This is a genomic window from Sedimentitalea sp., from assembly GCF_039973035.1.
Lineage (GTDB): Bacteria > Pseudomonadota > Alphaproteobacteria > Rhodobacterales > Rhodobacteraceae > Sedimentitalea.
Map to the genome: position 1 here is coordinate 209,241 of NZ_JBDWLR010000042.1, position 25,462 is coordinate 234,702.

Annotated in this window: 23 protein-coding genes; 11 read left to right on the forward strand and 12 right to left on the reverse strand. The window is 59.2% G+C overall.

All coding sequences use genetic code 11. The annotated features are described in order from the left end of the window. The first annotated feature begins 1 nt into the window (after position 1). Positions 2–811, forward strand: coding sequence for a FeoA family protein (locus ABJO75_RS09720; protein ID WP_348129574.1), 810 nt, complete (start codon positions 2–4; stop codon positions 809–811). Here the strand turns inward: ABJO75_RS09720 and ABJO75_RS09725 are convergent. The 3 genes from ABJO75_RS09725 to ccmI are packed head-to-tail and all read right to left on the reverse strand — an operon-like array spanning position 802 to position 2,725. Then, on the reverse strand, positions 802–1,032 hold the full coding sequence (locus ABJO75_RS09725) for a DUF1289 domain-containing protein (RefSeq protein ID WP_348129577.1): 231 nt from the start codon (positions 1,030–1,032) through the stop codon (positions 802–804). The two genes, ABJO75_RS09720 and ABJO75_RS09725, sit on opposite strands and share 10 nt — an antisense overlap. Then, positions 1,029–1,511, reverse strand: coding sequence for a Holliday junction resolvase RuvX (ruvX, locus tag ABJO75_RS09730; RefSeq protein WP_348129579.1), 483 nt, complete (start codon positions 1,509–1,511; stop codon positions 1,029–1,031). Before ruvX ends, ABJO75_RS09725 begins: the two co-directional genes overlap by 4 nt. Further along, the gene (gene ccmI, locus ABJO75_RS09735) at positions 1,508–2,725 is read right to left on the reverse strand and encodes a c-type cytochrome biogenesis protein CcmI (RefSeq protein ID WP_348129582.1); all 1,218 of its coding nucleotides are present in this window, start codon (positions 2,723–2,725) and stop codon (positions 1,508–1,510) included. The genes ruvX and ccmI overlap by 4 nt, the downstream gene beginning before the upstream one ends. A gap of 219 nt (positions 2,726–2,944) precedes the next feature. On the opposite strand from ccmI, the gene ABJO75_RS09740 reads away from it, so the two are divergent. The 7 genes from ABJO75_RS09740 (at position 2,945) to ABJO75_RS09770 (ending at position 9,562) form a co-directional block, all read left to right on the forward strand. Continuing rightward, positions 2,945–4,189: a sarcosine oxidase subunit beta family protein gene (locus ABJO75_RS09740; protein ID WP_348129585.1), complete on the forward strand. Its 1,245-nt coding sequence runs from the start codon at positions 2,945–2,947 to the stop codon at positions 4,187–4,189. 253 nt (positions 4,190–4,442) lie between these two features. Continuing rightward, entirely contained in the window at positions 4,443–4,700 is a 258-nt protein-coding gene (locus ABJO75_RS09745; RefSeq protein ID WP_348129587.1) for a hypothetical protein, read from the forward strand. 90 nt (positions 4,701–4,790) lie between these two features. Continuing rightward, the gene (locus ABJO75_RS09750) at positions 4,791–5,120 is read left to right on the forward strand and encodes a TfoX/Sxy family protein (RefSeq protein WP_348129590.1); all 330 of its coding nucleotides are present in this window, start codon (positions 4,791–4,793) and stop codon (positions 5,118–5,120) included. Positions 5,121–5,124: 4 nt separating this feature from the next. Beyond that, positions 5,125–5,454, forward strand: coding sequence for a sarcosine oxidase subunit delta (locus ABJO75_RS09755; protein ID WP_348129593.1), 330 nt, complete (start codon positions 5,125–5,127; stop codon positions 5,452–5,454). A gap of 43 nt (positions 5,455–5,497) precedes the next feature. Continuing rightward, positions 5,498–8,509: a sarcosine oxidase subunit alpha family protein gene (locus ABJO75_RS09760; RefSeq protein WP_348129596.1), complete on the forward strand. Its 3,012-nt coding sequence runs from the start codon at positions 5,498–5,500 to the stop codon at positions 8,507–8,509. Beyond that, positions 8,502–9,068 (forward strand): sarcosine oxidase subunit gamma family protein, encoded by a 567-nt coding sequence (locus ABJO75_RS09765; RefSeq protein WP_348129599.1) that lies wholly within the window; start codon positions 8,502–8,504, stop codon positions 9,066–9,068. Before ABJO75_RS09760 ends, ABJO75_RS09765 begins: the two co-directional genes overlap by 8 nt. 89 nt (positions 9,069–9,157) lie before the next feature. After that, positions 9,158–9,562, forward strand: coding sequence for a hypothetical protein (locus ABJO75_RS09770; protein ID WP_348129601.1), 405 nt, complete (start codon positions 9,158–9,160; stop codon positions 9,560–9,562). Positions 9,563–9,666: 104 nt separating this feature from the next. Here the strand turns inward: ABJO75_RS09770 and ABJO75_RS09775 are convergent, their stop codons facing one another. The 7 genes from ABJO75_RS09775 to acs form a co-directional block, all read right to left on the reverse strand. Further along, a complete protein-coding gene (locus ABJO75_RS09775) occupies positions 9,667–11,079 on the reverse strand; it encodes an exonuclease domain-containing protein (RefSeq protein ID WP_348129604.1) in 1,413 nt (470 codons plus the stop codon). After that, positions 11,079–11,600: a hypothetical protein gene (locus ABJO75_RS09780; protein ID WP_348129607.1), complete on the reverse strand. Its 522-nt coding sequence runs from the start codon at positions 11,598–11,600 to the stop codon at positions 11,079–11,081. Before ABJO75_RS09780 ends, ABJO75_RS09775 begins: the two co-directional genes overlap by 1 nt. Positions 11,601–11,688: 88 nt before the next feature. Further along, positions 11,689–13,512, reverse strand: coding sequence for a DUF294 nucleotidyltransferase-like domain-containing protein (locus ABJO75_RS09785; protein ID WP_348129609.1), 1,824 nt, complete (start codon positions 13,510–13,512; stop codon positions 11,689–11,691). Between the two features lie 102 nt (positions 13,513–13,614). Further along, entirely contained in the window at positions 13,615–15,402 is a 1,788-nt protein-coding gene (locus ABJO75_RS09790) for a sodium:solute symporter family protein (RefSeq protein ID WP_348129612.1), read from the reverse strand. A gap of 13 nt (positions 15,403–15,415) precedes the next feature. Next, on the reverse strand, positions 15,416–15,700 hold the full coding sequence (locus tag ABJO75_RS09795; RefSeq protein ID WP_348129615.1) for a DUF4212 domain-containing protein: 285 nt from the start codon (positions 15,698–15,700) through the stop codon (positions 15,416–15,418). A 67-nt stretch (positions 15,701–15,767) separates the two neighbouring features. Then, complete coding sequence (locus tag ABJO75_RS09800; RefSeq protein ID WP_348129618.1) at positions 15,768–16,451, reverse strand: adenylate kinase; 684 nt, start codon at positions 16,449–16,451, stop codon at positions 15,768–15,770. A gap of 5 nt (positions 16,452–16,456) precedes the next feature. Continuing rightward, positions 16,457–18,427, reverse strand: coding sequence for an acetate--CoA ligase (gene acs, locus ABJO75_RS09805; protein ID WP_348129621.1), 1,971 nt, complete (start codon positions 18,425–18,427; stop codon positions 16,457–16,459). Between the two features lie 511 nt (positions 18,428–18,938). Between acs and ABJO75_RS09810 the strand changes: the two genes are divergently transcribed. From ABJO75_RS09810 to ABJO75_RS09820, 3 genes are all read left to right on the forward strand, one after another. Then, on the forward strand, positions 18,939–19,955 hold the full coding sequence (locus tag ABJO75_RS09810; protein WP_348130454.1) for a C4-dicarboxylate TRAP transporter substrate-binding protein: 1,017 nt from the start codon (positions 18,939–18,941) through the stop codon (positions 19,953–19,955). 70 nt (positions 19,956–20,025) lie between these two features. Then, positions 20,026–20,655 (forward strand): TRAP transporter small permease, encoded by a 630-nt coding sequence (locus ABJO75_RS09815; RefSeq protein ID WP_348129624.1) that lies wholly within the window; start codon positions 20,026–20,028, stop codon positions 20,653–20,655. Continuing rightward, positions 20,655–22,055, forward strand: coding sequence for a TRAP transporter large permease (locus tag ABJO75_RS09820; protein ID WP_348129627.1), 1,401 nt, complete (start codon positions 20,655–20,657; stop codon positions 22,053–22,055). Before ABJO75_RS09815 ends, ABJO75_RS09820 begins: the two co-directional genes overlap by 1 nt. A gap of 22 nt (positions 22,056–22,077) precedes the next feature. Here ABJO75_RS09820 and ABJO75_RS09825 read toward each other — a convergent pair whose 3' ends face one another. Continuing rightward, entirely contained in the window at positions 22,078–24,282 is a 2,205-nt protein-coding gene (locus tag ABJO75_RS09825) for a PAS-domain containing protein (protein ID WP_348129630.1), read from the reverse strand. A gap of 4 nt (positions 24,283–24,286) precedes the next feature. Then, on the reverse strand, positions 24,287–25,417 hold the full coding sequence (locus ABJO75_RS09830) for an FIST N-terminal domain-containing protein (protein ID WP_348130457.1): 1,131 nt from the start codon (positions 25,415–25,417) through the stop codon (positions 24,287–24,289). Between the last annotated feature and the right edge of the window lie 45 nt (positions 25,418–25,462).

Sequence of the window (25,462 nt, forward strand, 5' to 3'; positions counted from 1 at the left end):
CATGTTGGCCAGCGATCGTCAGCGACAGACATTTGAGGCGCGTGGCTGGTTGGTTTTTGACACGGATCCGCAGGTTGTTGATTGGGTGGACCATGCACATCCGGCGGCCCAAGTCGCTGTGCGGAACCCGGATCTGGCACGATGGCTCGATTGCGACGGCACATGGTTTGTTGGTGTCGATGCCTTGCCCAATGATGAGCAGGGCAGGGTTGGAAACTCAGCACCGCTGGCGGGTCGTGCCGTCGATTTCATAACCGACCACATGGGGGGATTGCCGCCTCTGCATGCTGCGCAAGTCTCGGTTGTCTATCCCGGGTATCCCCGTCCGCGCCATGGAGAGAGTGATGGAGCAGCGCGTTATCGACGAAAGCGCGATGCCGCCCATGTGGACGGCTTGCGCGCAATCGGGCCCGAACGCCGTCGGTACCTGCGCGAACCGCATGGGTTCATTCTAGGGCTACCGCTGACGGTTGCCGCGCCGTCGGCCGCACCTCTGGTCGTGTGGGAAGGGAGCCACATCGCGATGCGCGAGGCTTTCGCCACGGCGTTTGCCAGACATGCGCCAAAGGACTGGCGGGATATTGACGTCACTGACATCTATGTTGCCGCGCGCAAACGGGTGTTTGAGACCTGCCGTCGCGTCCCGCTGCCTGCCAAACCGGGGCAGGCTGTATTGTTGCACCGGATGGCGCTGCATGGTGTGGCGCCTTGGCCTGCCGGTGCAAAGGCTGATCCCGATGGTCGAATGGTCGCCTATTTCCGCCCGGAAATTCCCGGTGGCAATTACGCTTGGCTAACAGCTCAGCCCTGATTGCGCCGTGCCCGCCCGCCACGCCGCTTTTTCAAACGCGGTGCGCGGCTTGGCAGTTCATCCATGATCGCCGCGCGTTCCGATGCACTCATTCGAGACCAGCTGGCAATTTCGTCAATGCTGCGTAGGCAGCCAATACACAGCCGTTCTTCGCGGTGGATGACGCAAACCTGCACGCAGGGTGACTCGATCTCGTCTCGTACCCAGACATCCCGGCTCATCGTGCGGCCTCATTCTTGATGTGGCGCATCCTGTCGAGCGCCCCCTGCAGAATATAGCTTGCCGCCACGTGATCGATCACCTCGGCGCGACGTTTCCGTGTCGTATCCGCCTCTAGTAGCGCGCGTTCGGCGGCTACCGTGCTCAGCCGTTCATCCCAAAAACCGATGGGCAGGTCGGTAAGACGACTCAGGTTGCGGGCAAAGGCGCGGGTCGATTGGCACCGGGGCCCCTCGCTGCCGTCCATGTTGCGTGGCAAACCGAGCAGGATGGCGCCGACGTCGCGATCAGTCACGATCCGCAAGAGCCGTTCTGCGTCCAGCGTGAATTTGCGCCGTTTGATGGTCTCGACCGGAGTCGCGGTCGCGCCAAGGCGATCCGACAGAGCAATGCCGATGGTCTTGTCGCCCAGATCCAGCCCAACCAGCGCGCGCATCGGTGGGCAGGCAGCAGCGAATTCGGTGAAGTCATCGCAGATCATTGGCCAAGCCCCGCCTGACCAGCGGCCTGCTCGATCAGAGACAGCGCTTCGTCATCCCCGGCAAAGACCTGCTGGGCATTGGCATAGATCGCCTGTGCCTGTTCGGTCTCTCCCAAAACGCCCAAGGCGCCGATCAGCCGGGCCCATTCAGGCGGCGTGCCGCCCTCGGTTGCCAGACGGTCCGACAACCCTTGCACCATGCCACGGATCATCTCAGTGCGGTCAGCTTCGTTCATATCGCTTGCCGCGGCGACGTCGGCGGCACTGGGGCCGGGCAGGGATGGCAGCATGAATTCCACGCCTGCACGGCGCGCCGTATCCTCGATCTGTGCCCGCACCGGCCCGATCCACGGCGCGTCGGGCGGCCCATCCCGCAACAAGGCGTTCCAGATGCGAAATGCCAGATCCGGGCGTCCGGTCTGTGCCATCATCAACCCTGAATAATACCGCGCAGGGCCGTTTTCGGGGTCCTCTGCGAGAATGCGGTTCAGAACCTGCTCGGCCTCGGGCGAGACATACCCACCAGCGGCCAGCACCAACATGGTTGCATATTCCGCGTAATCCGCCGCCGTCGCTGTTTGACCCTTCAGCCGCAATACATCGACCTGCGCGGTCGCTGCCGCCTGAAAGTTGCCCATCGCGGCCTCGTTGCGGGCCAACAGCATCTGACCTTTCAGGTCTTCGGGGCGATCCTTGACGGTTTCGCGCAGGCGCTCCATCAGGGTTCGGTATTCGTCGCTGATCTCTTGCTGGTTTGGCGATGCGGGCATACTGGCCACGGCCTCGGCCTGACTGGGCCGGCTTTCGTGCATAACTTCGGCGAGTTCTATCCGCCGCTCAAGCCCGAGATCACCATACCCCGGTGCGCCAAGCGACCGATACAGCATCAGCGATCCACCGATCAGTGTGACCCCTAACACCACCGCCATGGCGAGCGATACCGGACCCGATTGTCCGCCACCAGATCGCGCCGCCTGCATCTGGGTGTCAGCGGCAAGAATGCGCCGCGAAATCTCGGTTCGGACCCGATTGGCATCTGCGGCATCAATCACACCACGCTCCAGATCCCGTTCAACATCCTTGAGTTGGTCGCGATAGACCTGCATGTCAAAGGCCGCTGCGGGGCTTGCCGTGGCCCGCGTGCGCAGCAAAACCAGCGCCAGTGTCGCTGCGATGACCAGCGCCATGGCAGATGTGATGATCCAGAACGTCATTGGGCCTCCTGCTCTGACCCTTCATGTAGCTTTCCATGTGTCGGGAAAAAAGGGACAAAGCGGGATAACCAGTCGGTTAGGCGCGGCAAATTCGACCTATGTCGCAATTCGGTCTGGAAATGCCGCGTCGGGTATCCTCTTTTTGGCGTCGTCCCTCAGAAGCACTAGTATGGTGGGCACAGCCCGAATCCTTGTCTGCCGCGTGCCCCGGAGATCCCGATGAAACGATATTCTGCCTTTGCCATCGCCCGCGAAGCCCTGCGCAACCACACCGGATGGGACCGGGCGTGGCGCTCGCCCGAACCAAAAAAGCAATACGACGTCATCATCGTTGGTGCCGGTGGTCATGGGCTGGCAACGGCTTATTATCTTGGCAAGAACTTTGGCATCACCAACGTCGCTGTTCTGGAAAAGGGCTGGTTGGGGGGCGGCAATACCGGGCGCAACACCACCATCATCCGCTCCAACTATCTGCAGGATCCGTCTGCTGCGATCTATGAAAAGGCGCGGAGCCTCTACGAGACGCTTAGTCAGGATTTGAACTATAACGTCATGTTCTCGCCGCGCGGCGTGATCATGTTGGCGCAGACACAGCACGAAGTGCGCGGCTATTTGCGCACAGCCGAAGCCAATGCGCTGCAAGGGGTAAAGACCAAATTCATCAGCCCCAAGCGGGTCAAGGACCTGCTGCCGATTATCAATCTCGATGGTCCACGCTATCCGGTTCTGGGCGGGCTCTTGCAGGAGCGCGGCGGCACCGCCCGCCACGACGCGGTGGCCTGGGGCTATGCGCGGGCCTGCTCGGACATGGGCATGGACATCATCCAGAAATGCGAAGTCACCGGCATCCGGCAGGACGGTGGCAAGGTCACCGGCGTCGACACCACACGCGGGTCCATCGACTGTCGCAAGCTGGGCGTCGTGGTTGCGGGCCATTCCGGGGTGCTCGCCGATATGGCCGGGTTCCGCCTGCCCATCGAATCCGTGGCGCTTCAGGCGCTGGTTTCCGAGCCGATCAAACCCTGCATGGATGTGGTCGTGATGGCCAACACGGTGCATGGCTATATGAGCCAATCCGACAAGGGCGAAATGGTCATCGGCGGCGGCGCGGATGGCTACAACAACTATACCCAGCGGGGCAGTTTCCACCATATCGAGGAAACCGTGCGCGCGCTGATCGAAACCTTCCCGATGATCTCGCGCCTCAAGATGTTGCGGCAATGGGGCGGGATCGTTGACATGACCGGAGACCGATCACCGATCCTGTCCAAGACCCCTGTCGATGGGATGTTCGTCAACTGCGGCTGGGGCACCGGTGGCTTCAAGGCGATCCCCGGCTCGGGCTGGGGCATGGCGGAATTGATGGCCAAGGGGCACTCACCGCTGACCGAGGCGTTTGGATTGGACCGTTTCCGAGAAGGGCGGTTTATCGACGAAAGCGTTGCAGCCGGGGTTGCGCATTGATGACGTTGGTTTACGCCGGATATCAAAAGAGCGGGGCAGTTCGCTGTGACCTACGTTCTTTTGAATGGTTACCCCTAGGCGGTGGTTCAGGGTTCCCAGCCGCTTTTCACAAGTTCGAGAGGTTGGCAGAAGCTGGCTTATCTGCAGCGCAGAAACCCGCTGCATTTGGCGCAAAAGACCGGGTGTTTGTCAGGAGCGCTGACAAGCAGATCATGACGATTCTAACCTTTTCTCATGAAAAGGAGGAACTACCATGTCCGACTTTAGTCATCATGACTTCAAGAAACCAACCAACTACGAGCTTCAGGGCCGAGAGATGCGCGACAGCGGTTGGGGCGGTTACATCTTTGCTGCCGCTGCAGTTGCCGTTGTGCTGGCGCTCATCGTCGCGTTTGGCTCGGGCGGCACAGGGACGACGGTATTGCATCCGGGTGAAGCGGGAGCTCCGGCCGTTGCTGTACCAACCCCGTCAGGAACGGATGATCCGGTCGCGCCGTCAATGGAGCGCTAACCAGTCCAAATTTTTAGACTCGGGCGGGTGCCGTGAGGCGTCCGCCCTTCTCATGCGCGCCGCACCGTCGTCAGGACCGGAGCGCCATTGATGTCCTATTCCGAACCCATGGCCGAAACCATGCGTGCCGATCTCGGCGTGGAGCCGGGCTTGTCCGAGAAAAAGATGTTCGGCGGCCTGTGTTTTCTGCTGCACGGTCACATGGTGTGTGGCGTCATGAAGCACGGCGCGATGTATCGTCCGGGCAAGAACCGCGAGGCCGCGGCCTTGGACGCAGGGGCCAGTCCGCTGTCGTTCACCGGCCGTTCCATGGGCGGTCTGGTTGAACTTGACGAAGGCGGGTTCGACGACGACACGCTGCGCGCCACACTTACCGAAATGTCGCTGGCCAATGCCGCCAGCCTGCCACCAAAAGGATGAGACAATGCTGACCCTCACCTGTCCCTATTGCGGGGTGAAAGCCGATGAAACCGAACTGTCCCCCGGCGGCGAAGCGCATCTGAAACGCTTTGGTCCGGGCGCATCGGAAGATGACTTTCATGACTATCTGTTCTCGCGCAAGAACCCGCGCGGTCTGCATTTCGAACGCTGGCGGCATTCTTATGGCTGCGGCAAGTGGTTTCATGCGGCGCGTGATACGATGACGCTGCAGGTTTTTGGCACCTATCCTGCGCAAAGCTATGCGCCGCCAAAGGATATCGTGAAGGCCATCAAGAAATCGCATCCCGACTGGACATGGGAGGCTTCGGAATGATCCTGCGAAATTCCCGTTCTGAAATGCCAATCGAGGATCGGCCATGAGCAAGAGACTGAACACCCACGGTCGTCTGATCGACCGGTCCAAGCGGATCGGCTTTTCCTTCAACGGCAAACCGCTAGCGGGGCATCCCGGCGATACGCTGGCCTCGGCGCTGCTGGCCAATGACCAGATGATGGTAGGTCGATCGTTCAAGTATCACCGTCCGCGCGGAGTTGTGGCCTCGGGCGCGGAAGAGCCCAATGCGCTTGTGAACATGGGACAGGGCGCAACTTTTGAACCAAACCAGCGCGCCACCACGACCGAGCTGTTTGACGGGCTGACCGCGCGCAGCCAGAACCACTGGCCATCGCTTGAATTCGACATTGGCGGCATCAACAAGCACCTGTCGCGGCTGTTGCCGGCCGGGTTCTATTACAAGATGTTCATGTATCCCCGCGCCTTTTGGAAAAGCGTGTATGAGCCGTTTATCAGGCAGTCCGCCGGTCTGGGGCAGGCCCCCAAGGATCGGGATGCAGACACTTACGAGCATTTCTATACTTTCACCGATGTTCTGGTGATCGGCGGCGGCATCGCGGGCCTGATGGCAGCAAAGACCGCAGCTGCAAGTGGTGCGCGGGTGCTGCTGTTAGAACAGACCGCGTTCTGGGGGGGACGTTCTCCTGTTGATGGCGGCACGGTCGATGGTGAGCCTGTTGAGCAGTTCATCGAAAAAATCGTTGCCGAGCTTGAGGCGATGGAAAACGTCACCCTGCGCACCCGTTGCATGGGGGCCGGGGTTTATGATCACGGCTATGCCTTGGGCTATGAACGGCTGACCGATCATCTGCCTTTGGTGCAGGGGCCGCGTCACCGTCTGTGGCGGATCCGGGCGGCGCAGATCATCACGGCAACCGGGGCGATTGAACGGCCTTTGTCCTTCGCAGGTAACGATGTTCCCGGCGTTATGCTGGCCTCGGCGATGCGGGATTATGTGGTCAATTTTGGCGTGACACCCGGCGAGCGTGTCGTCCTCGCCACCAACAATGACGATGGGTACCGCACGGCGATCTGTCTGAAAGAGGCGGGGGTGAATGTGATCCGCGTTCTGGATGCCCGCAGTGCGGGTGGCGGCACATTGATGGAAGAGGCGCGGGCGCTGGGCATCCGCATCGATCCGGGCCGCGCGATTGGCAAGGTTGCTGGCGGCAAGCGGGTGAAAACCGTCCAGATTTGTGCGCAGGACGGCATCGGTGGTGCGCTGGAAGAGGTCAAATGCGACGCGGTCGCGATGTCGGGCGGTTGGTCGCCTGTCGTGCATCTGTGGTCCCACTGCGGCGGTAAGTTGCTGTGGGATGAGGCGCAGGCATGTTTCCGTCCCGATCCCGAACGCCCGCCCTTGGGCGCGGATGGAACTGGGTTTGTGCTGGCAGCGGGCGCGTCCAATGGAGAACTTGGCCTTGGCGCAGCGCTCAAAGATGCTGCGGCGGCTGGCAAAGCTGCGGCCAAGGCGGCCGGGTTCAAACCGAAGAATGCCAAGTTGCCGGTGGGCGAAACCACTACGGAATTACCATTGGAACCTGTCTGGCTGATGCCACGCGATGCGCATGTGGATTTGCGGTCGAAATCCTGGTTGGATTTCCAGAACGACGTCAAGGTGTCTGATGTGCAACTGGCCGCGCGCGAAGGGTTCGAGAGCGTCGAACATACCAAGCGTTATACCACTTTGGGTATGGCGACAGATCAGGGCAAGCTGAGCAATATCAATGGTCTCGCGATCCTGTCAGATGCCCTGGGTCAGCCGATTCCGGCTACTGGTACAACCACGTTCCGCCCGCCCTATACGCCGATTTCAATGGGCGCGATTGCGGGCGAAGCGCGTGGCGATGTGTTTCAGCCGATCCGCCGCACGCCGATGCACGACTGGCACGCGGCACATGGTGCCGACTGGGAACCGGTTGGTCAGTGGCGGCGGCCCTATGCCTTTGTGCGGGGGGCTGAGTCTGTCCATGACGCCGTGGTGCGCGAGGTCAAGAACACGCGCGAAGCCCTTGGTTTGCTGGATGCGTCGACGTTGGGCAAGCTGATCGTTAAGGGGCCGGATGCGGGCCGGTTCCTCGACATGCTCTACACCAACATGATGTCGACGCTGAAACCGGGGCGCTGCCGTTATGGCCTGATGTGCAACGAGAACGGCTTCCTCATGGATGATGGCGTGGTCGCGCGCATCGATGAGGATACCTTCCTGTGTCATACCACCACCGGCGGGGCAGAACATATCCACGCGCACATGGAAGAATGGCTGCAGACCGAATGGTGGGATTGGCAGGTCTATGTCGCCAATGTCACCGAACAATACGCCCAGATTGGCGTTGTCGGGCCAAATGCGCGCAAGCTGCTGGAAAAACTTGGCGGCATGGATGTCAGTGCCGAGACGCTGCCGTTCATGGCTTGGGCTGACGGGCAGATCGGGGGCTTTGACGCGCGGGCTTATCGTATCTCGTTCTCGGGCGAGCTGAGTTATGAAATTGCGGTTCCGGCGTCGCAGGGGCTGGCCTTCTGGACCGCGCTGATCGAGGCGGGGCAGGACTTCGGTATCATGCCATACGGCACCGAGGCGCTGCACATCATGCGGGCTGAAAAGGGCTTTATCATGATCGGTGATGAAACCGATGGCACCGTCATCCCGCAGGACCTTGGGCTGGATTGGGCGATCTCCAAGAAAAAGGACGACTATTTAGGCAAGCGGGCGCAGGCCCGAAGCCATATGACCGATCCCGACCGGTGGAAGCTGGTGGGGCTGGAAACGACTGACGGATCGGTGCTGCCAGACGGTGCCTATGCCGTGGGCGAAGGTGTGAATGCCAACGGGCAGCGGATAACGCAGGGGCGGGTGACGTCGACCTATTATTCGCCCACGCTTGACCGTGGCATTGCGATGGGCCTCGTGCTGAATGGCCCGAGCCGGATGGGCGAGGAACTCGCATTCCCATGCGCGGATGGCAAGACCTATGCCGCCCGGATTGTGGACCAGGTTTTCTATGACAAGGACGGGGAGAAGCAGAATGTCTGAACCAGTCAGTGCCCTGAACAACGCTAGCTTTGACGGCATCGCTAGCATCGCAGAATATGGGCTGCAAGGGATGATCACCCTGCGTGGTGACCTCTCTGCCAAAGCGCTAAAAACGGCAGCCCGCGCGGTGGCTGGTGTCGATCTACCGGACACCGGACGCATTGCCGGAAACAGGGCAGGTGGCCTGTGCTGGATGTCTCCGGACGAGTTGCTGTTGCTCTGCCCACATGCCGACGTCAGCGCGAATGTCGAGACCCTGCAACGAGCTCTGGCCCAGAGCCATGCATTGGTGGCTCACGTGTCAGATGCGCGGGCGCTGTTTCGCGTTTCCGGCCCCGCCGCGCGTGAGGTCATGGCCAAGCTGTGCCCGGTCGACTTTTCGCCCACAGCGTTTGAGCCGGGAGCATTCCGCCGCACCCGCATGGCGCAGGTGCCGGCGGCGATCTGGATGACGGATGATGAAACGTTCCAGATCATCTGTTTCCGGTCTGTCGCTGAATATGTGTTTTCGCTGTTCAAAGTCGCTGCGCAGCCCAAGTCTCGGGTCGGAGTTTTCTGATAGAGAAACTTTGAATTCCGGACTCAACAATAACCATAGATTCCTGTACGATACTGAAATTCATTTTTGTGTATTTCTGAGAGGACGGGATGAAAAAGCTATTTGCTATCGTGACAATTTGTTTCGCAATGCCCGCAGCTGCGCAACAATCCCTTAAATGCGACCTTCAAGCGAATTCACCTTATGGTTGGATCCCCAGCGAACTCTTTGTTGAAATCGACAAGAACGAGAAACAGGCAACAGTGTATGCTGGTTTCATCAAGAAATACGTTGGAAAACCAATTACGACAGAACTTTCTGGCGAGAACTCAAAATACTACAAGATCAATTGGTTTGTGCCGAACATTGAGCTCACCAACACCCGCCGTTCGGTCAATGTCGATTATTCCGCTCGTCTGAACAAAGCGACCGGAAAGATGAACGTGACTGCATACCTGAATGGTGGCTCAGACATGCCGCCGCCACGGGGAAGCGGCACGTGCAAACCCCGCTAGAGATCATCCTTGGCGCAATGAGCTGATTATCACGATGCGCCGTTTTGTCATAGGAGTGGGGGCCAAACTATGAATTGTGGCTTTCGGGTTTCAACCCGGCCTTTCTAATTCAAATCCTCAAGCAGGCGTCCATGTCTGCGGGTTTCGGCGATCACGTCGCCAAAGGTCTTCATTCCGCGTGCTTCCAACATCGGGAGCATCGCACAGAGAACCTCGGCGGTGGCTTGTGCGTCGCCGAGTGCTGTGTGACGCAGTGCTTCGGGAATGGTCACCCCGAGCCGGTCGCAGAGCGCATCCAAAGTGTGGGTTTCCGATGCGCCGAATATCACGGCCGAGAGCAGTACCGTATCGAGGATCGGATGATCCCAATCCACGCCCATGCTCGCCGCATGACGACGTAGAAACGCCATATCAAACGGGGCGTTATGGGCGACGATCACGGCGTCAGTGGCAAACTTGTGAAAGCTTCGCCCAGCCTCGGAGATTTTCGGAGCACCGGCCACCATCGCGTTGGACACCTTGTGGACCTTGGTCGACGCGGCGGGGATCGGAATGCCTGGGTCGACCAGAGTATTCAGCACTTCGCCTTCGACAATGCGCCCGCGCAGAACACGCACCGCACCAATTTGTACGACCTCGTCCTTGTGCGGCAGCAGGCCGGTGGTTTCAGTGTCAAACACCACAAAGCACAAATCAGACAGGGTGCGGTTTTCAAACGCGTCATCGCCGGGTGTATCGAGAAGGTCAAAGTCATAGACCAGTGGTCGCGCCTCGTCCGGGGCAATCTGCGCAGCACTGGTGTCGAGTGTCAGCAGATACCCATGGGCGCTGCCCAGTGGTTTCATTCGTAAGTCGAAACTCTGTTTTCCGGTAACGCTCTGGGCGGTAAATCCGACCTCCTTGCCGGTTTTGGCAAGTTTGCGGAAGGCGGCCTCGACCGGCTTCTGCTGAAGATAGTCAAACAGCGAAGCCTGAAGACGCGGATGTGCGATCTGGGCGAGCACGCCTGCCGCCTGGCCATCATATAGCACGATCCGGTGGCACGGATTCACGATTATCATCGCCACCGGAATTTCGGTCAGGAGCGCGGTCAGCCATTCTTTGTCCGCCGCGAGGCGTGCCGTTTCCGATGCTACCCTTTCGGCCGTCGACGCGGCATTGTCCGTCAGCTTGTCGGTCACGGCCTCGGCAGCAGGTGCGAGATCGCCAAGATAGCGGGCAGCTTGCATATTCATCGAACCGACGACTCCCGCATGGGCGCGCGCGCGCATGTCAGAGGCGATGCGTTCAATGGGTTTCGCGATGTTCTCGTCAAACAGCAGCCAGATCGCGGCAATCAGCGCTACCAGCAAGAACACCGAGACGATGCCGGCGAACACAAATGCATCCAGCGTCTCTGGCAGTCCGGCACGGCCATAGCCAATCATGAGCGAGATGACCGTTATAGCGACGCTGCCGCCGGCCAGCAGGCAGAAGAACAGGAATATCCGCAGGCGCAGGCTGAGCTTGGTGAACATCACGACACCTTGCAGGCTGCGTTCAGGACCTCGGCGTCTTCTCCGACATCGCGCCAGTCGGCATTCACAATGTCACCGTTGCCGCCAAATTGCGTGTCACTGCTCAGCACCGCGCTGCGGCTGGCAGCGCAGTCAAATGCGACCGGCATCTTGCGCAAGGGGGACCAGCGGCCAAAGAAATAGAGATCGACAATCCGCTGATCGGGGCGATCCGGGTGGCGTTTGACAGAGGCTGCGTCGACGGCGACAAATCGGTTCACATAGGGAACGACATAGGTCCAAGGCTGATAGAGACTCTTTTTCTCGACCGTTTCCGCGACTTCGACATCCTCGGGCAGGCTGGCGATCGTGCGGCTGTACCAACTGTATTCCATCGAAATGGTCATGGCGATCATCGCAAAGCCTGCCGCAACAGGGGCGGCCCAACGCGGCAGGCGCCCACCGATCACACGGTTGAGCAGCATGAACAAACCCGCTGCAGCGATGCCAGCGAATACCGTCCCGATCAGTTCCAGAAACATTCCGTGTCCTCCTCAGGCGATGCCAATACATCACCTGTTTCCCTCATTCAAACCGGCCAACAGCATCCTCCGTTGCCGCCGGCGGCGATCAACTCAACATGCCACGTCCTTGGCCCACAGACGACTGCATTGTCTTTATCACCACGAACGCATCCCGCAGATGACTTCGCTCAAAGTCTGAAAGAGTCGTGGGGGGCATAAAGTTGTCCGGCGCGTCGCCTGCGTTGATACGAACAAGCTGATGGTTCAGCCGGGTTTCCGCAATCAGATCATAGGCATCAATCAGGTCGCGCCCGCCTGAGGCTGACAGCACCCCTGCGGCCTCGGCGGCTCGCAGACGGGCGCGCGTGTTCACCTCGGTCAATTTGCCCTGCAGCGCGTAGATGCGACCGAGATCGACAACCGGCACCACGCCGTTCAGCTTCAGATCAATCGTGTTGCGGTGTTCGCCCGACCGAATCGTGGCAAACCCCCGCAACAGGCCAAGCGGCGGCGTGTGCTTGAGCGAGTTGGAAACCATATGCGCCACAAAAATCGAATTGCGGTTGGCGGCCTGAAGCGTATCCGTATGCAGACCGTCAAACAGAGATTTGTCGCCGCCGATGGGGCGCAGGTCGAACATGACGCTGGCGAGCATTTGCGCCTCTGGATCGGGCTTGGCGATCCATCCCTGAAAGTACTGCCGCCAAACGCGCACAGGCTGACACCAGCGCGGATTGGTGGCCATCATGTCACCGGGGCAATAGAAGTAGCCGCAGGTATCCAATCCGTCGGAAACGAATTTGGCCAGCTTGGCGAAATAGGGCATCTGCTGGTCAGTGACCGCGTCATCAAGGATCAGGCAATTGTCCTGATCCGAAACGCCGGTCTGTTCCTGCCGACCCTGCGACCCGCAGGCGAGCCAAAGATAGGGAACCGGGGGCGGGCCCAATGTCGCTTCGGCCAGTTTCAGCAGGCGACGGGTGGCCGTATCGGCGATATCGGTGATCAGCCGGGTCACAACCTCGTGCCGGTTGCCACCCGCGACCAACTGCACCAAGAGGCGCGGAATCTCGGCTGTTACGCGGGCCATTTCCACTGCGGTATCGGCGCGGGCGATGGCGCTGACCAACTCGGCAGAGCTGACCGCCTGAAACCGCGTAAGGTCGGTCTGGGTGACAATCCCGACAAGCTTGCCCGCCTCGACGATCGGAATGTGGCCAATTCGGTGCTCCATCATCGCGTGCAACACGTCCGAGCCGATGGCAGAAGGCGACAGTGTCAAAGGATCATGGGCCATTACCTGTTCGACAGGGGTGGTGCACGGCAGGCCGGGGGCCAGCACTTTGCCGGTCAGATCGCGGGTGGTGACAATCCCGGCCAGCCTGTCGTCGTTCACGATGCAAAGTGACGAGATATGCTTGTCGTGCATCAATCGCGCCGCCTGCTGTACACTGGTTTGCAGAGGGCAAGTCACCGGTGTCTTTGCCATGAAGGTCTGCACGCGGCTGGTGGCGAGGTCGCTTCCTCGGCGGACGTCGTTGCGGCGGCGATCAAAGAATTTGGCGAATGTCGGCTCGGTCGTCATCAAAGTGTCGAAATCGGCGCGTGGCAACATCAACAACACGCTGTCGGCTGCGGCACGGGTCGAAGTCACGGCCTTGTTGTCGCGGATCAACCCGCGTTCTCCGAACGAATTGCGTGGGCCAAGCAGCGAGACCGGGCTGCCATTTCCGTCGCGGACTTCGACTTCACCATCATGCAGCAGGTAGAGACCCGCCATTGGTTCGCCAAAGGTATAAATCGGTTGACCCTTGTCGATGTTCAACACCTGAAAGCGCTGCGCAATGCCGTCAAGCGTGTCGGCGGCGAGGCTGTCATAAGGGTGGACCGATCTGAGAAAACGCAGAATTTCATCGACGGGTAGGGTCATGGTTCACCGGGGTCTGAAAACAGATGTGGTCCCGCCCGAAGTGCAACGGGCGGGACCGGGGAGGGCGGGCGTATCCGGGGGAATACGCCCGCTCCAAACTTTTTAGTGGTCTGCTGACGCAGCGCCTGCACCACGTGGCACCCGGACGCTTTCGACAAGCTCGACGATGTCCTGCGGAACCGGCTTGGTCATGCCCGATACGATGTAGGCAACCGCAAAGTTGATCATCGCACCAACCGCACCAAACGAGGTCGATTGGATCGTTCCCAGCAGAGGATCAGTATCCGCGAAGCTGGCAGTGCCGGCGACAAAGAACCATCCCTTGTGCAGGAAGATGTAGATCAACGTTGTGCCTAGACCAGCCAGCATACCCGCCACGGCACCGGTGTTGTTCACCTTCTTGGAGAAGATGCCCATCATCAGGGCTGGGAAGATCGATGCTGCCGCGAGACCAAAGGCCAAGGCCACCGTCTGCGCCGCAAAGCCCGGAGGGTTGAGACCCAGATAGGTCGCGACCACGATGGCAACCGCCATGGCGATCCGTGCAGACATCAACTCGCCTTTTTCCGAAATCTCGGGTGCAAAGCGACCCTTGATCAGGTCATGGCTGACCGCAGACGAAATCGCCAGAAGCAGACCCGCAGCGGTAGAGAGAGCAGCCGCAAGACCGCCCGCGGCCACCAGGCCGATGACCCAGCTGGGTAGGTTGGCGATTTCCGGGTTGGCCAGAACCAGGATGTCCCGGTTGAAGTTGGTCAACTCGTTGCCTTTCCAGCCTTTTTCTGCGGCTTTTGCCTGCATGACTTCGGATTTGTCATTGTAGTACTGGATCTTGCCGTCGTGGTTCTTGTCTTCCCAGCCGAGCAGCCCGGTTTTTTTCCAGGTGGCCATCCAGTCGTACCGCGGATCAGTATTGATCTCTTCGACCGACACGGCTTCGGCATTGGTGCCATTGGGCCAGAACATGTCAGTGATGTTCAGACGGGCCATGGCGCCAACGGCAGGAGCCGTCAGGTAGAGCAGAGCAATAAAGACCAGCGCCCAGCCAGCCGACCAGCGTGCATCAGCAACGCGCGGCACAGTGAAGAAGCGCATGATGACGTGGGGCAGACCCGCAGTACCGATCATCAGCGACAGGGTGAAGAGCACCATGTTCAACGTATCACCATTGTGGGCGGTGTATTCGTTGAAACCAAGCTCGGTCACGATCGCATCCAGCTTGGCCAGCAGCGGCTCGCCCGTCGGGGCATAGTCGCCAAACAGACCCAAAGCCGGGACCGGGTTGCCGGTCAGTTGCAGGCTGATGAACACGGCGGGAATGGTATAGGCCATGATCAGAACGCAGTATTGTGCGACCTGCGTATAGGTCACGCCTTTCATACCGCCGAACACCGCATAGGCGAAGACGACACAGGCACCGATGAGCAGACCCGCAGTATTGGAGATCTCAAGGAACCGACCAAAGGCCACGCCAACACCAGTCATCTGGCCGATCACGTATGTGGTCGACGCCACGATCAGACAGATCACGGCCACGAGGCGGGCGGTGGGGCTGTAGAAACGGTCACCGATGAATTCCGACACGGTGAACTTGCCGAATTTGCGCAGGTAAGGCGCAAGCAGCAGTGCCAGCAGCACATAGCCACCAGTCCAGCCCATCAGATAAGAACTGTTGTCATAGCCGGTAAAGGCGATGAGGCCAGCCATCGAAATGAACGACGCGGCCGACATCCAGTCAGCAGCCGTTGCCATCCCGTTGGTGACCGGGTGAACGCCGCGACCGGCGGCGTAAAACTCGGATGTGGAACCCGCACGGGCCCAGATCGCAATGCCGATGTAGATCGCAAAGGATGCGCCCACAAACAGCAGGTTAATCGTAAACTGATCCATAAATCCTGCTCCCTTATTCTTCTTCGACGCCGAATTCCGCGTCGAGCCGGTTCATGCGGAATGCGTAGAAAAAGATCAGCGCCAGAAACACCAGGATCGATCCCTGTTGTGCAAACCAGAACCCGAGATCCGTTCCTCCGACGGCAATGCCCGACAGCATCGGACGCAGCAGAATGCCGAATCCGAAAGAAACCAGCGCCCAGATGACGAGGCTGATCAGAATGATGCGCACGTTTGCAGCCCAATAGCCCTTGTCGGACTCAGCGGTGCTCGTGGCATGGGTGGGTTGTTCCGCCATGGCGGTTCCTCCTTCTTCCTCCAAAAGATGATGGTCATCGCGGTATTGGCGCGATGACCCGGTCTTGTCAGGCCGTGGCCTGTTTCACGATCGCTGCCAAATCTGTGGCGATCGTGTCGATATCACCCATCGCGTCGATGGATTTCAGAACGTCCCTGGCCTTGTAATAGGCAATCAGAGGTGCGGTCTGTTCGTGATAAGCAACCAGACGACTGGCGACGGTTTCGGCGTTGTCATCCGCCCGCCGCTTCATGTTGGTGCTGCCGCATTTGTCGCAGGTCCCCGCAACCTTGGGGGCCTTGAACTTATCATGATAGCCTTCGCCGCAATCACCGCAGGTAAAGCGACCGGAAATGCGGGTCACCATCGCCGCATCGTCAACCTCAAGGCTGACCGCGGCATTGATGCCCTGCCCGGATTCAGCAAGCAGCGCATCCAGTGCCTCTGCCTGCACCGTTGTCCGGGGAAAACCGTCGAGGATCACGCCCTTGGCGCAGTCAGGCTCTGCCAGACGGTCACGCAGGATGTTGATCACGATCTCGTCGCTGACCAGTTCTCCGGCTTCCATAACGGTCTTGGCGGCTTTGCCGGCGTCGGTGCCTGCGGCGACAGCTGCACGCAGCAGATCACCAGTGGACAGTTGCACCAGCCCGAATTTCTCTTCGAGCATCCGGGCCTGTGTGCCCTTGCCGGCCCCCGGAGGGCCCAGCAGGATCAGAACGGCGGGTTTGGTCATGGTATTGGCGTCCATTTCCCTTACCCCGCGCGGTTTGCGATCAGATCATCGACAACCGACGGATCGGCCAGTGTCGAGGTATCGCCAAGCGAGCCATAATCGTTCTCGGCGATCTTGCGCAGAATACGGCGCATGATCTTGCCAGAGCGGGTCTTGGGCAGGCCGGGGGCCCACTGAATGACATCGGGCGATGCAATCGGACCGATTTCGGTCCGCACCCAGGTGCGCAGCTCCTTGGTCAATTCGTCGCTGGATTCAACACCGTTCATCAGGGTGACATAGCAGTAGATGCCTTGGCCCTTGATGTCGTGCGGATAGCCAACAACAGCGGCTTCGGCGACCTTGGGGTGTGCGACCAGCGCGCTTTCGACTTCGGCGGTGCCCATCCGGTGGCCGGACACGTTGATCACGTCATCCACACGGCCAGTGATCCAGTAGTCACCGTCCGCGTCGCGACGGCAGCCATCGCCCGAAAAGTAATAGCCTTTGTAGTCAGAGAAATAGGTCTTCTCGAACCGGTCGTGGTCGCCCCAGATGGTACGCATCTGGCCGGGCCAGCTGTCCTTAATCGCCAGCACGCCTTCGACGGCGTTGCCTTCGATCTCTTCTCCGGACTGCGGATCAAGAACCACCGGCTGAACCCCAAAGAACGGTTTTTGTGCCGAACCGGGCTTGAGCGCATGGGCGCCGGGCAGAGGGGTCATCATGTGACCGCCGGTCTCGGTCTGCCACCAGGTATCGACGATCGGGCATTTGCCCTTGCCGATGATATCATTGTACCAGTTCCAGGCCTCAGGGTTGATCGGCTCGCCAACCGTCCCCAGAATGCGCAGGCTGGACAGATCACATTTCTCGACCCATTCATTGCCCTGTCCCATCAGAGCCCGCAGCGCTGTAGGTGCGGTGTAAAACTGGTTGACCTTGTGCTTTTCGCAGACCTGCCAGAAACGGCTGGCATCCGGATAGGTCGGCACACCTTCGAACATCAGCGTGGTGGCGCCATTGGCGAGCGGACCATAGACGATATAGCTGTGCCCGGTGACCCAGCCCACGTCGGCGGTACACCAGTAGATATCGCCATCGTGGTAATCAAACACCACTTCGTGGGTCAACGCAGCATAGACCAGATAGCCACCTGTGCTGTGAACAACGCCCTTGGGCTGACCGGTGGATCCGGAGGTGTAGAGTACAAACAGCGGATCCTCGGCGTTCATCTCGGCCGGCTTGCAGTAATCATCCGCCTCAAGCGCCATTTCGTTATAGTCGAAATCGCGGTCGTTAACCCATGTGGTCTGCCCGCCAGTGCGTTTGACCACCAGACATTTGACGCTGTCCTTGCAGTGCAGCAGCGCGGCATCGGCGTTTGATTTCAGTGCTGTCTTGCGGCCGCCCCGAGGGGCTTCGTCTGCGGTGATGACAACCTTGGCGTCCGATCCGTTCACGCGTGCCGCCAGCGCATCGGGGGAGAAGCCCGCGAAGACGATGGAGTGGATCGCGCCAATGCGGGCACAAGCGAGCATGGCATAAGCGGCTTCAGGGATCATGGGGAGATAGATGATGACCCGATCGCCTTTGCGCACACCAAGTGTCTCAAGGATGTTGGCCATCCGGCAGGTGCGACGGTGCAGTTCGGAATAGCTGATGTGCTGGGCGTTTTCGTTCGGATCGTCCGGTTCAAAGATGATCGCAGTCTGGTCGCCACGGGTATCGAGGTGACGGTCGATGCAGTTGGCCGACACGTTCAGGGTGCCATCGGCGAACCAGTTGATCTTGACATTGCCGAGATCGAAATTGACGTCTTTCACTTGGGTATAGGGCTTGATCCAATCGATCCGCTTGCCTTGCTCACCCCAGAAACCATCTGGATCGTTGACGGATGCGGCATACATTTCGTCATATTTCGCCGCATTTACGTGGGCATTGGCGATGACCTCTGCCGAAGGGGCATAGGATTTTGGCGTGGCCGCTTCTGATGGTGCTGTCGTGCTCATACGAGGCTCCTCCCTCTGACTGTGATGCAAGGCTATTTTTCAAGCCGGCGCCGGAAAAATAGACCCGGACACCTGTCCCGACAAATAGTAACGGTATGTGAAAATAATGAAATAACTTACCGAAACAAAACGATTAGTTTGTAAAGTTTTTGCGAGATGGGAGGGAAATCTGTAAATTAATCCCATCATTTCACATTTTCTTGTGCATGTGCAATGCATTGACTGTTAACTGATCGTGGACAGTCCTTTGCGGGCAGGTAACTGTGTTGGTTGCCGCAAGGTAATCGAACGAATAGATCGGGTGTGACATATTGTTCAGCAAGAATGTTTCTGCCGCGATGCGGCATCTTTGCGGCAATTACAAGGCAATCCGTTCATACGATGGCTGCGAATCGACAAGAGCCCGTCTTGCCGCCTGATTAATAAGCGGGGGCTTGGCTTCACGAGGCCGCCGCGCTAGCGTTTATGCCAAGCGGTCTGGTGAATGGACCGCAGTATGGGAGATTACCTTATGAACAAGATGTTGACCGGGGCCGTTGCTACGGCGATTTCCGTATCTTTTGTCGCCGAGGCTTCGGCCACCGAATGGAATGTGTCCGTCTGGGGCAAGCGCCGCGCCTTTACCGAGCATGTCGAAAAGCTCGCCGAGCTTGTCAGCGAAAAAACCAACGGCGAATTCACCATGAACGTCAGCTATGGCGGCCTGTCCAAGAACCGCGAGAACCTTGACGGGATATCCATCGGTGCATTCGAAATGGCGCAGTTCTGTGCGGGCTATCACCCGGACAAGAATCGCCTGATCACGGTGCTGGAACTGCCGTTCCTCGGCGTGTCCAATTTGGACGAGGAAGTCGCGGTCAGCCATGCTGTTTACGCGCATCCGGCCGTGCAGGAAGAAATGGCGCAATGGAATGCCAAGCTGCTGATGACCTCGCCAATGCCGCAATACAACATCGTCGGCACCGGTGATCCTCGCGATGAACTCGGCGAATTCGAAGGTATGCGCGTGCGCGCGACCGGTGGGCTGGGTAAGGCGTTCGAAGCCGTTGGCGCGGTTCCCACATCGGTCACTGCGACCGAAGCTTATCAGGCGATGGAATCCGGTGTTGTCGATACCGTGGCCTTTGCGCAGCACGCGCATCTGTCGTTCGGCACCATCAATCAGGCCGACTGGTGGACTGCGAACCTCAATCCCGGCACGGTGAATTGCCCGGTTGTGGTCAACATTGATGCCTATGACAGCCTGACTGATGCAGAGCGCGAGGCGCTGGACAGTTCGGTCGAGGAAGCGATTGCACATTATCTCGCCAACTATGGTGAACTGCTGAAAAAGTGGGACGCTGTATTGGAAGAAAAGGGTGTCACCAAAGTTGAAATCAGTGATGCCGAGCTGGACGCGTTCCGGGCCACTGCCGCCGATCCGATCCGTGCTGCCTGGATTGCGGATATCGAAGAGCAGGGCCTGCCGGGTCAGGAACTGTATGATCTGGTCGAGTCGACACTGGCAGACGCCAAGGGCACCAACTGATCAGATAGCGATCAGTATTGCGGGGGCGCGCAAGCTGCGCGACCCCGTCTTCAAATAATGAGGTGAGCACATGGCGGGTTCTGCCGCGGTTCTGGAAGATTCCAGCCTGCTGAGCCGACTGGACCGGGCCTTGTTGCCGGTCGAGCGGTTCTGCGCGCTGCTGAGCGGATTGGCGATTTTCTCGCTGATGTTTCTCGCGGCCTATTCGGTCATCGGGCGCAAATTCTTTGGGTCGCCTCTCTTGGGGTATGTCGACTATATCGAAGCGGCGATGCCGATCATTGCCATCATGGGCATTTCCTATGTTCAACGGGACGGTACGCATATTCGCATGGATATGCTGGTCGGTTCGTTGAAAGGGCGCATCCTGTGGCTGTTCGAGCTGATCTCGATCCTGTTGATACTGGTGTTGATCACGGCGCTGGCCTGGGGCGCATGGGAACATTTCGCGCGGTCATTTGATTGCGCGCGACCGTGGTGCAGCCGGGACAGCTCGATAGATATCGGCCTGCCAACCTGGCCCTCCAAACTGGTCGTGCCGGTGGCGTTCGGCGTCCTTGTGCTGCGGTTGATCCTGCAGGCGGTGGGCTATGGGCGGGCACTGGTGCTCGGCCTTGAAAATCCGGTAGCGGTACCTTTGAATTTGAGCGTGGCCGATCAGGCCAAGGCCGAAGCCAGCCAGCTTGCGGGGCACGACTGATGGAACCTATTGCAATCGGATTGTGGACCAGCGCTGGATTGTTGGTAATGGTGCTCTTGGGGATGCGGGTGGCGTTTGCCGCCGGTATGGCGGGGTTTGTCGGGCTGGTCTGGCTGCGTTGGAACGGCTTTGACTATGATCCGGAACGCTTTGGCAAGGCGCTGGAAATCAGCGTGCGCATCGCCGGGCTGACACCGCATTCCAAGGTCAGCGCGCAGGTTCTGAGCCTGATCCCTGTGTTTATCCTGATCGGCTATATGGCCTATTACGCGAACCTGACCACTGCGTTGTTTGAGGCCGCGAAACGCTGGATCGCATGGGTGCCGGGTGGGCTGGCGGTCTCGACGGTCTTTGCGACCGCAGGCTTTGCTGCCGTCTCCGGTGCGTCGGTTGCCACCGCAGCGGTGTTTGCCCGCATCGCGATTCCGGAGATGTTGAAGATCGGGTACAACAAGCAATTCGCCGCCGGGGTGGTGGCGGCAGGGGGCACACTTGCCTCGCTGATCCCGCCCTCGGCCATTCTGGTGATCTATGCCATCATCGTTGAACAGGACGTTGGCAAGCTGCTGCTCGCCGGGTTCATTCCGGGGGCGTTCTCGGCAATCGTCTACGCAATCCTGATCATAAGCATCGCGTTGACGTTCAAGAGCGTCGGTCCGCCTGTACGTGGGTTTACTTGGGGTCAGAGGTTCGCGTCACTGCCCCCGGCGCTGCCCATTGTGGCGGTCGTCGTGATCATCATCTTCTTTGTCTACAACCCATTTGGCGATGCCTGGGGCACGCCAACTGAGGGCGGCGCAATCGGCGCATTCATCGTGTTTCTGATGGCGCTCTATCGTGGAATGCGCTGGACCGAGCTGAAATCTGCCTTGCTGGACACCGCCAAGCTGACCGTGATGATCTTTACGATCATCTGGGGCGTTCTGATCTACGTGCGCTTTCTCGGTTTTGCCGAATTGCCAGCGGCCTTTGCCGACTGGATCACATCGCTAGAGATGTCACCGATGGTGATTCTGGTCTGTATCCTGCTCGCCTATGCGGTGCTGGGTATGTTCATGGATGCGATCGGGATGCTGCTTTTGACGTTGCCGGTGGTCTATCCGGCGGTCATGGCGCTGAACGGCGGAGAAACCGTGGCTGCAGCCGATAGTGCCTTTGGCATGTCGGGTCCCATGTGCGCGATCTGGTTCGGGATTCTGGTGGTCAAGATGGCTGAGTTCTGTCTGATCACGCCGCCTATCGGGCTGAACTGCTTTGTGGTGGCAGGCGTGCGGGATGACCTGACGGTTCAGGACGTCTTTAAGGGCGTGATGCCGTTCTTTATTGCCGATGCCGTGACCATTGCGTTGCTGGTCGCGTTCCCGGCCATCGTGCTTTATCTGCCGAGTCTGGCAAGCTAGCGGGACTCGCACGCTCGCTGGATCAGGGTGTGCTGCCTGACAGGAACCGTTGCAGGCGGTCCGTATCGATGGGTTTGTGCAGTAGCGGCAGCCCGAGTTCTCTGCATTGCAGCTCTAACTCGACGCTGCGGTTGGCCGAAATGATACAGGCGGGGGCAGGGCCAAAGGCTTTGGTGATGTCGGCAATGGCATCCAGACCGGATTTGCCCTCATCAAGCTGATAGTCGGCGACAATCACGTCCGGGGCCATGTCGATATCGGTCAACAGAGCCTGCGCCGCCGACCCGTTTTCACAGGGGAGCACATCCAGCCCCCAGTTTTCCATCGTCAGGGTCAGGGCGTTGCGCAGTTCGTCGTCGTTCTCAATCAAGAGCACGATGCGATGTTGCAGATTGTCCGGGCTTGGTTCGGGCAGTGTTGCATCTGGCGCAACCGGTGAGCGATCCCGCGGGGCAAGCGGAAGTTCAACCGAAAACACAGTGCCACGCCCAACCTGAGAGCGCAGCTGCAGCGGATGGCTCAGCAGGGCACAGGCACGCTCGACGATGGCAAGGCCTAGCCCCATCCCATCGGCGGCGCTGGCGGTGGCATTCAGGCGCTGGAATTCACCAAAGATCAGCTCCTGTTCCTCTTCGGCAATGCCCGGGCCGGTGTCCCATACCTCGACCCGGACAGCATTGCGTAGCCGCCTTGCACCGACCAGAATGCGGCCTTGGTTTGTATAGCGAACGGCGTTGCTCATGAGGTTCTGCAATATACGGCGCAAATAGGTCGCATCACTCTGAACATCTGCACCTGTGCGCAACACCCGCAGGTCCAAACCACTGGCGGCAGCCGTTGGAGCCAGTTCGTCACGCAGTTGTAGCAACAACCGGTCCAGCGATACGGTCGACAGGTGCAGGTTGGCCTGCCCAGAGTCGAGTTTGGAAATATCGAGCAGGGCAGACAGGATGTTTTCCACACTCTGCAAGGCGCTCGCGGCCTTGGTGGCGCTTTGTCGTGATTGCGGATCAAGGGCATCGCCATCCAGCGAGGCCACATAGAGCTTGGCAGCGGACAGAGGTTGCAACAGATCATGGCTGGCGGCGGCAACAAAGCGGGACTTGGAGGCATTGGCCCGCTCGGCTTCGGACAGGGCATCCTCAAGATCAAGCGTGCGCTCCATGACCCGCAGTTCGAGCATTTCGTTGGCTTCGGAAATGGCGCGAATGGCGGTGCGTTCAGGCGTCACATCGGTAAAGCTGATGACAAAGCCACGGTCGGGCATTTCCTGCATGAACACCGCAAGTGCACGGTTTGAGCGATGTTCGATCTCAAACGACAGCGATCCACTGCGGCGTGTGCCGAGCGCCCAATCTTCGATTTCGCCATGGGTCAATTCGTCAGAGATCGATACCTCGCGGCGGAACTGTTCATAAATGGTCTGAAAGCTGCTGCCGATCGAGAACCGACCGATGGGGATCGACAGCAATTCACCGACCCTGCGGTTCCAGCCGACCAGCCGCCCAAGCTGATCAAAGATGCACACGCCCTGTCGCAAATGTTCCAGCGTGGCGCGGATCAATAATGCCTGATCATCGAGGATCCGGTCTCGTTCCTGTCGTTCCAACCGCATGATATCGGTCACGTCGGTTTGCAGGATTACGGTGCCGCCATCAGGGGTGCGATGTTCGCTGACCTGCACCCACCTGTCACGCGACATGCGGACGTTGAAGATGACACTGACATCCTTGTGCCGCTCAAGCCGTTGCTCGGCCCAAATTTGCGTGGTTTCCCGTTCGGGAAGCGCGAGATTGCTACTGCTACTGACGATGCGCACATACTCGCTAAAGCTCAGCCCGGGCTGCAGTTGCCGTCGAATGTCGGGCATGTGCATGCCAAACCGGCTGTTGCACATGACCAGTTCGTCCGCCGCATTGAAGAGGGCAAACCCCTCTTGCACAGTCTCGATCGCATTCGCGAGGTTTGCTCGGGCCGCTTCTGTTTCGCTGTTTGCAACGCCAAGGCGGGCGTTGGATTCATTGAGCAGATCGAGCGCACGTTCCAGATCGCGGGTGCGGGCACGCACCTCTTCTTCAAGCAAGGCAGCGCGTTGAAACTGAGCATAGGCGGCACCTGCGGCATCGACACTTTGTTCGACCCGCTGCATCAGCGCGCTTGCGATGACCCGGAGCTTTTCATTCTGTCGTTCGATGGAATCAAGCGGGTTGATCAGCGAGTCAGCCATGGCCTTAGTCCTCGTCAGGCGGATAGATCGCAACGCCGGTCAGGGTCTGGTTCACGTGCATCGAATTGAACTGTTCGCCATAGGTCGAGAACCCGACCACCCGATTGCGCGACAGGATGTCCGAAAGTGCGCCGGTCATCTGTTTTTCCTGCGCTTCAAGCCTGCGCAACACGCAGTCGCACGCGAGGATTGCATCTGGTTCGCGCTGCGCGGACAGCTGGCCGATCTCGCGCTCAAGATGCGTGGCCATGTTTTCCGGCTCGGCGAGGGTCAGGACAAGTCCGGTGTCGATTGCGGAAAAGAAATTCAGGTTTCCGTCTGCGTTCAGCTGCTGAATCGCACGCACATGATGCTGCCCATCAATGCGCACCACGACCGGATGGGCGGCAAAGGTAAACGTAGTGAGCTGTTCGGGGTCCTTGTTAAGCAATCGGGCATATTCGCGCGCGGCAGGTTCGGCGTTGATCTCATAGACGATCCGTCGATCCGGGTCAGCTTGGGTGACCACCATGCGTTGATCGGTGGGGATTAGATGATCGGTCTTAAATACCTTGATCGGGCATCGCGTGCGAACTTGAAGCAGGGCCGCGGCGCTATCGTGTGCAACGCCGTCATTCAGAACATAGGTCGTACCAAAATCCATTCCGTCACCGGCAGACCCGCCAAACAACGGAACCGGCCCCAGACCAATCGACAACTCGGACACAAAGGTGTCTTCGCGTGTCGACATCCCGTCGATCATCAAAAATGTGAACTCATAGCCCCAGTCGGGTTCATCCCTGATCATCTCGTTTCGATTGCGGATCATCTGGTCGATCACCGATTGCGCGTCATAGGATTTCAGGTCCGCAACCAGCAACGTCCGGGTGATGAAATGGCTGCGTGGCAACCCGATTGCCAGGATTTCACCCTCGGCATAGCCTTGGCTCGAGATCTCGCCTGCTGTGGTACAGCCGACAACAGGGGCGGGGGCAAACACCGCCTTTGCGCGCGCGATGGTTTCGGCAACATCGGCCTCGGGTGTCACAAAGAGCACGACGGCGGCCAGATCAGACGGATCAAGCGCCTTGGCTAGGTCGCCAATCGCATCCGGCGCATCGTGATGGGCAAACGCCGACCGCACGATACCCGACATGCGTGACAATGCACCGGACAGACCATTGGTCTGCTCCATAGCCGC

What these genes read in the sequence shown, in the direction of transcription:
- ABJO75_RS09760 (WP_348129596.1), top strand. Translation starts at nt 5,498, where the DNA reads ATGAGCAAGAGACTGAACACCCACGGTCGTCTGATCGACCGGTCCAAG.
- ABJO75_RS09755 (WP_348129593.1), top strand. Translation starts at nt 5,125, where the DNA reads ATGCTGACCCTCACCTGTCCCTATTGCGGGGTGAAAGCCGATGAAACC.
- ABJO75_RS09810 (WP_348130454.1), top strand. Translation starts at nt 18,939, where the DNA reads ATGAACAAGATGTTGACCGGGGCCGTTGCTACGGCGATTTCCGTATCT.
- ABJO75_RS09725 (WP_348129577.1), bottom strand. Translation starts at nt 1,032, where the DNA reads ATGAGCCGGGATGTCTGGGTACGAGACGAGATCGAGTCACCCTGCGTG.
- ABJO75_RS09785 (WP_348129609.1), bottom strand. Translation starts at nt 13,512, where the DNA reads ATGACCCTACCCGTCGATGAAATTCTGCGTTTTCTCAGATCGGTCCAC.
- ruvX (WP_348129579.1), bottom strand. Translation starts at nt 1,511, where the DNA reads ATGATCTGCGATGACTTCACCGAATTCGCTGCTGCCTGCCCACCGATG.
- ABJO75_RS09775 (WP_348129604.1), bottom strand. Translation starts at nt 11,079, where the DNA reads ATGTTCACCAAGCTCAGCCTGCGCCTGCGGATATTCCTGTTCTTCTGC.
- ABJO75_RS09815 (WP_348129624.1), top strand. Translation starts at nt 20,026, where the DNA reads ATGGCGGGTTCTGCCGCGGTTCTGGAAGATTCCAGCCTGCTGAGCCGA.
- ABJO75_RS09780 (WP_348129607.1), bottom strand. Translation starts at nt 11,600, where the DNA reads ATGTTTCTGGAACTGATCGGGACGGTATTCGCTGGCATCGCTGCAGCG.
- ABJO75_RS09750 (WP_348129590.1), top strand. Translation starts at nt 4,791, where the DNA reads ATGTCCTATTCCGAACCCATGGCCGAAACCATGCGTGCCGATCTCGGC.
- ABJO75_RS09740 (WP_348129585.1), top strand. Translation starts at nt 2,945, where the DNA reads ATGAAACGATATTCTGCCTTTGCCATCGCCCGCGAAGCCCTGCGCAAC.
- ABJO75_RS09820 (WP_348129627.1), top strand. Translation starts at nt 20,655, where the DNA reads ATGGAACCTATTGCAATCGGATTGTGGACCAGCGCTGGATTGTTGGTA.
- ABJO75_RS09770 (WP_348129601.1), top strand. Translation starts at nt 9,158, where the DNA reads ATGAAAAAGCTATTTGCTATCGTGACAATTTGTTTCGCAATGCCCGCA.
- ccmI (WP_348129582.1), bottom strand. Translation starts at nt 2,725, where the DNA reads ATGACGTTCTGGATCATCACATCTGCCATGGCGCTGGTCATCGCAGCG.
- ABJO75_RS09830 (WP_348130457.1), bottom strand. Translation starts at nt 25,417, where the DNA reads ATGTCGGGTATCGTGCGGTCGGCGTTTGCCCATCACGATGCGCCGGAT.
- ABJO75_RS09745 (WP_348129587.1), top strand. Translation starts at nt 4,443, where the DNA reads ATGTCCGACTTTAGTCATCATGACTTCAAGAAACCAACCAACTACGAG.
- ABJO75_RS09765 (WP_348129599.1), top strand. Translation starts at nt 8,502, where the DNA reads ATGTCTGAACCAGTCAGTGCCCTGAACAACGCTAGCTTTGACGGCATC.
- ABJO75_RS09825 (WP_348129630.1), bottom strand. Translation starts at nt 24,282, where the DNA reads ATGGCTGACTCGCTGATCAACCCGCTTGATTCCATCGAACGACAGAAT.
- ABJO75_RS09795 (WP_348129615.1), bottom strand. Translation starts at nt 15,700, where the DNA reads ATGGCGGAACAACCCACCCATGCCACGAGCACCGCTGAGTCCGACAAG.
- acs (WP_348129621.1), bottom strand. Translation starts at nt 18,427, where the DNA reads ATGAGCACGACAGCACCATCAGAAGCGGCCACGCCAAAATCCTATGCC.
- ABJO75_RS09720 (WP_348129574.1), top strand. Translation starts at nt 2, where the DNA reads ATGTTGGCCAGCGATCGTCAGCGACAGACATTTGAGGCGCGTGGCTGG.
- ABJO75_RS09790 (WP_348129612.1), bottom strand. Translation starts at nt 15,402, where the DNA reads ATGGATCAGTTTACGATTAACCTGCTGTTTGTGGGCGCATCCTTTGCG.
- ABJO75_RS09800 (WP_348129618.1), bottom strand. Translation starts at nt 16,451, where the DNA reads ATGGACGCCAATACCATGACCAAACCCGCCGTTCTGATCCTGCTGGGC.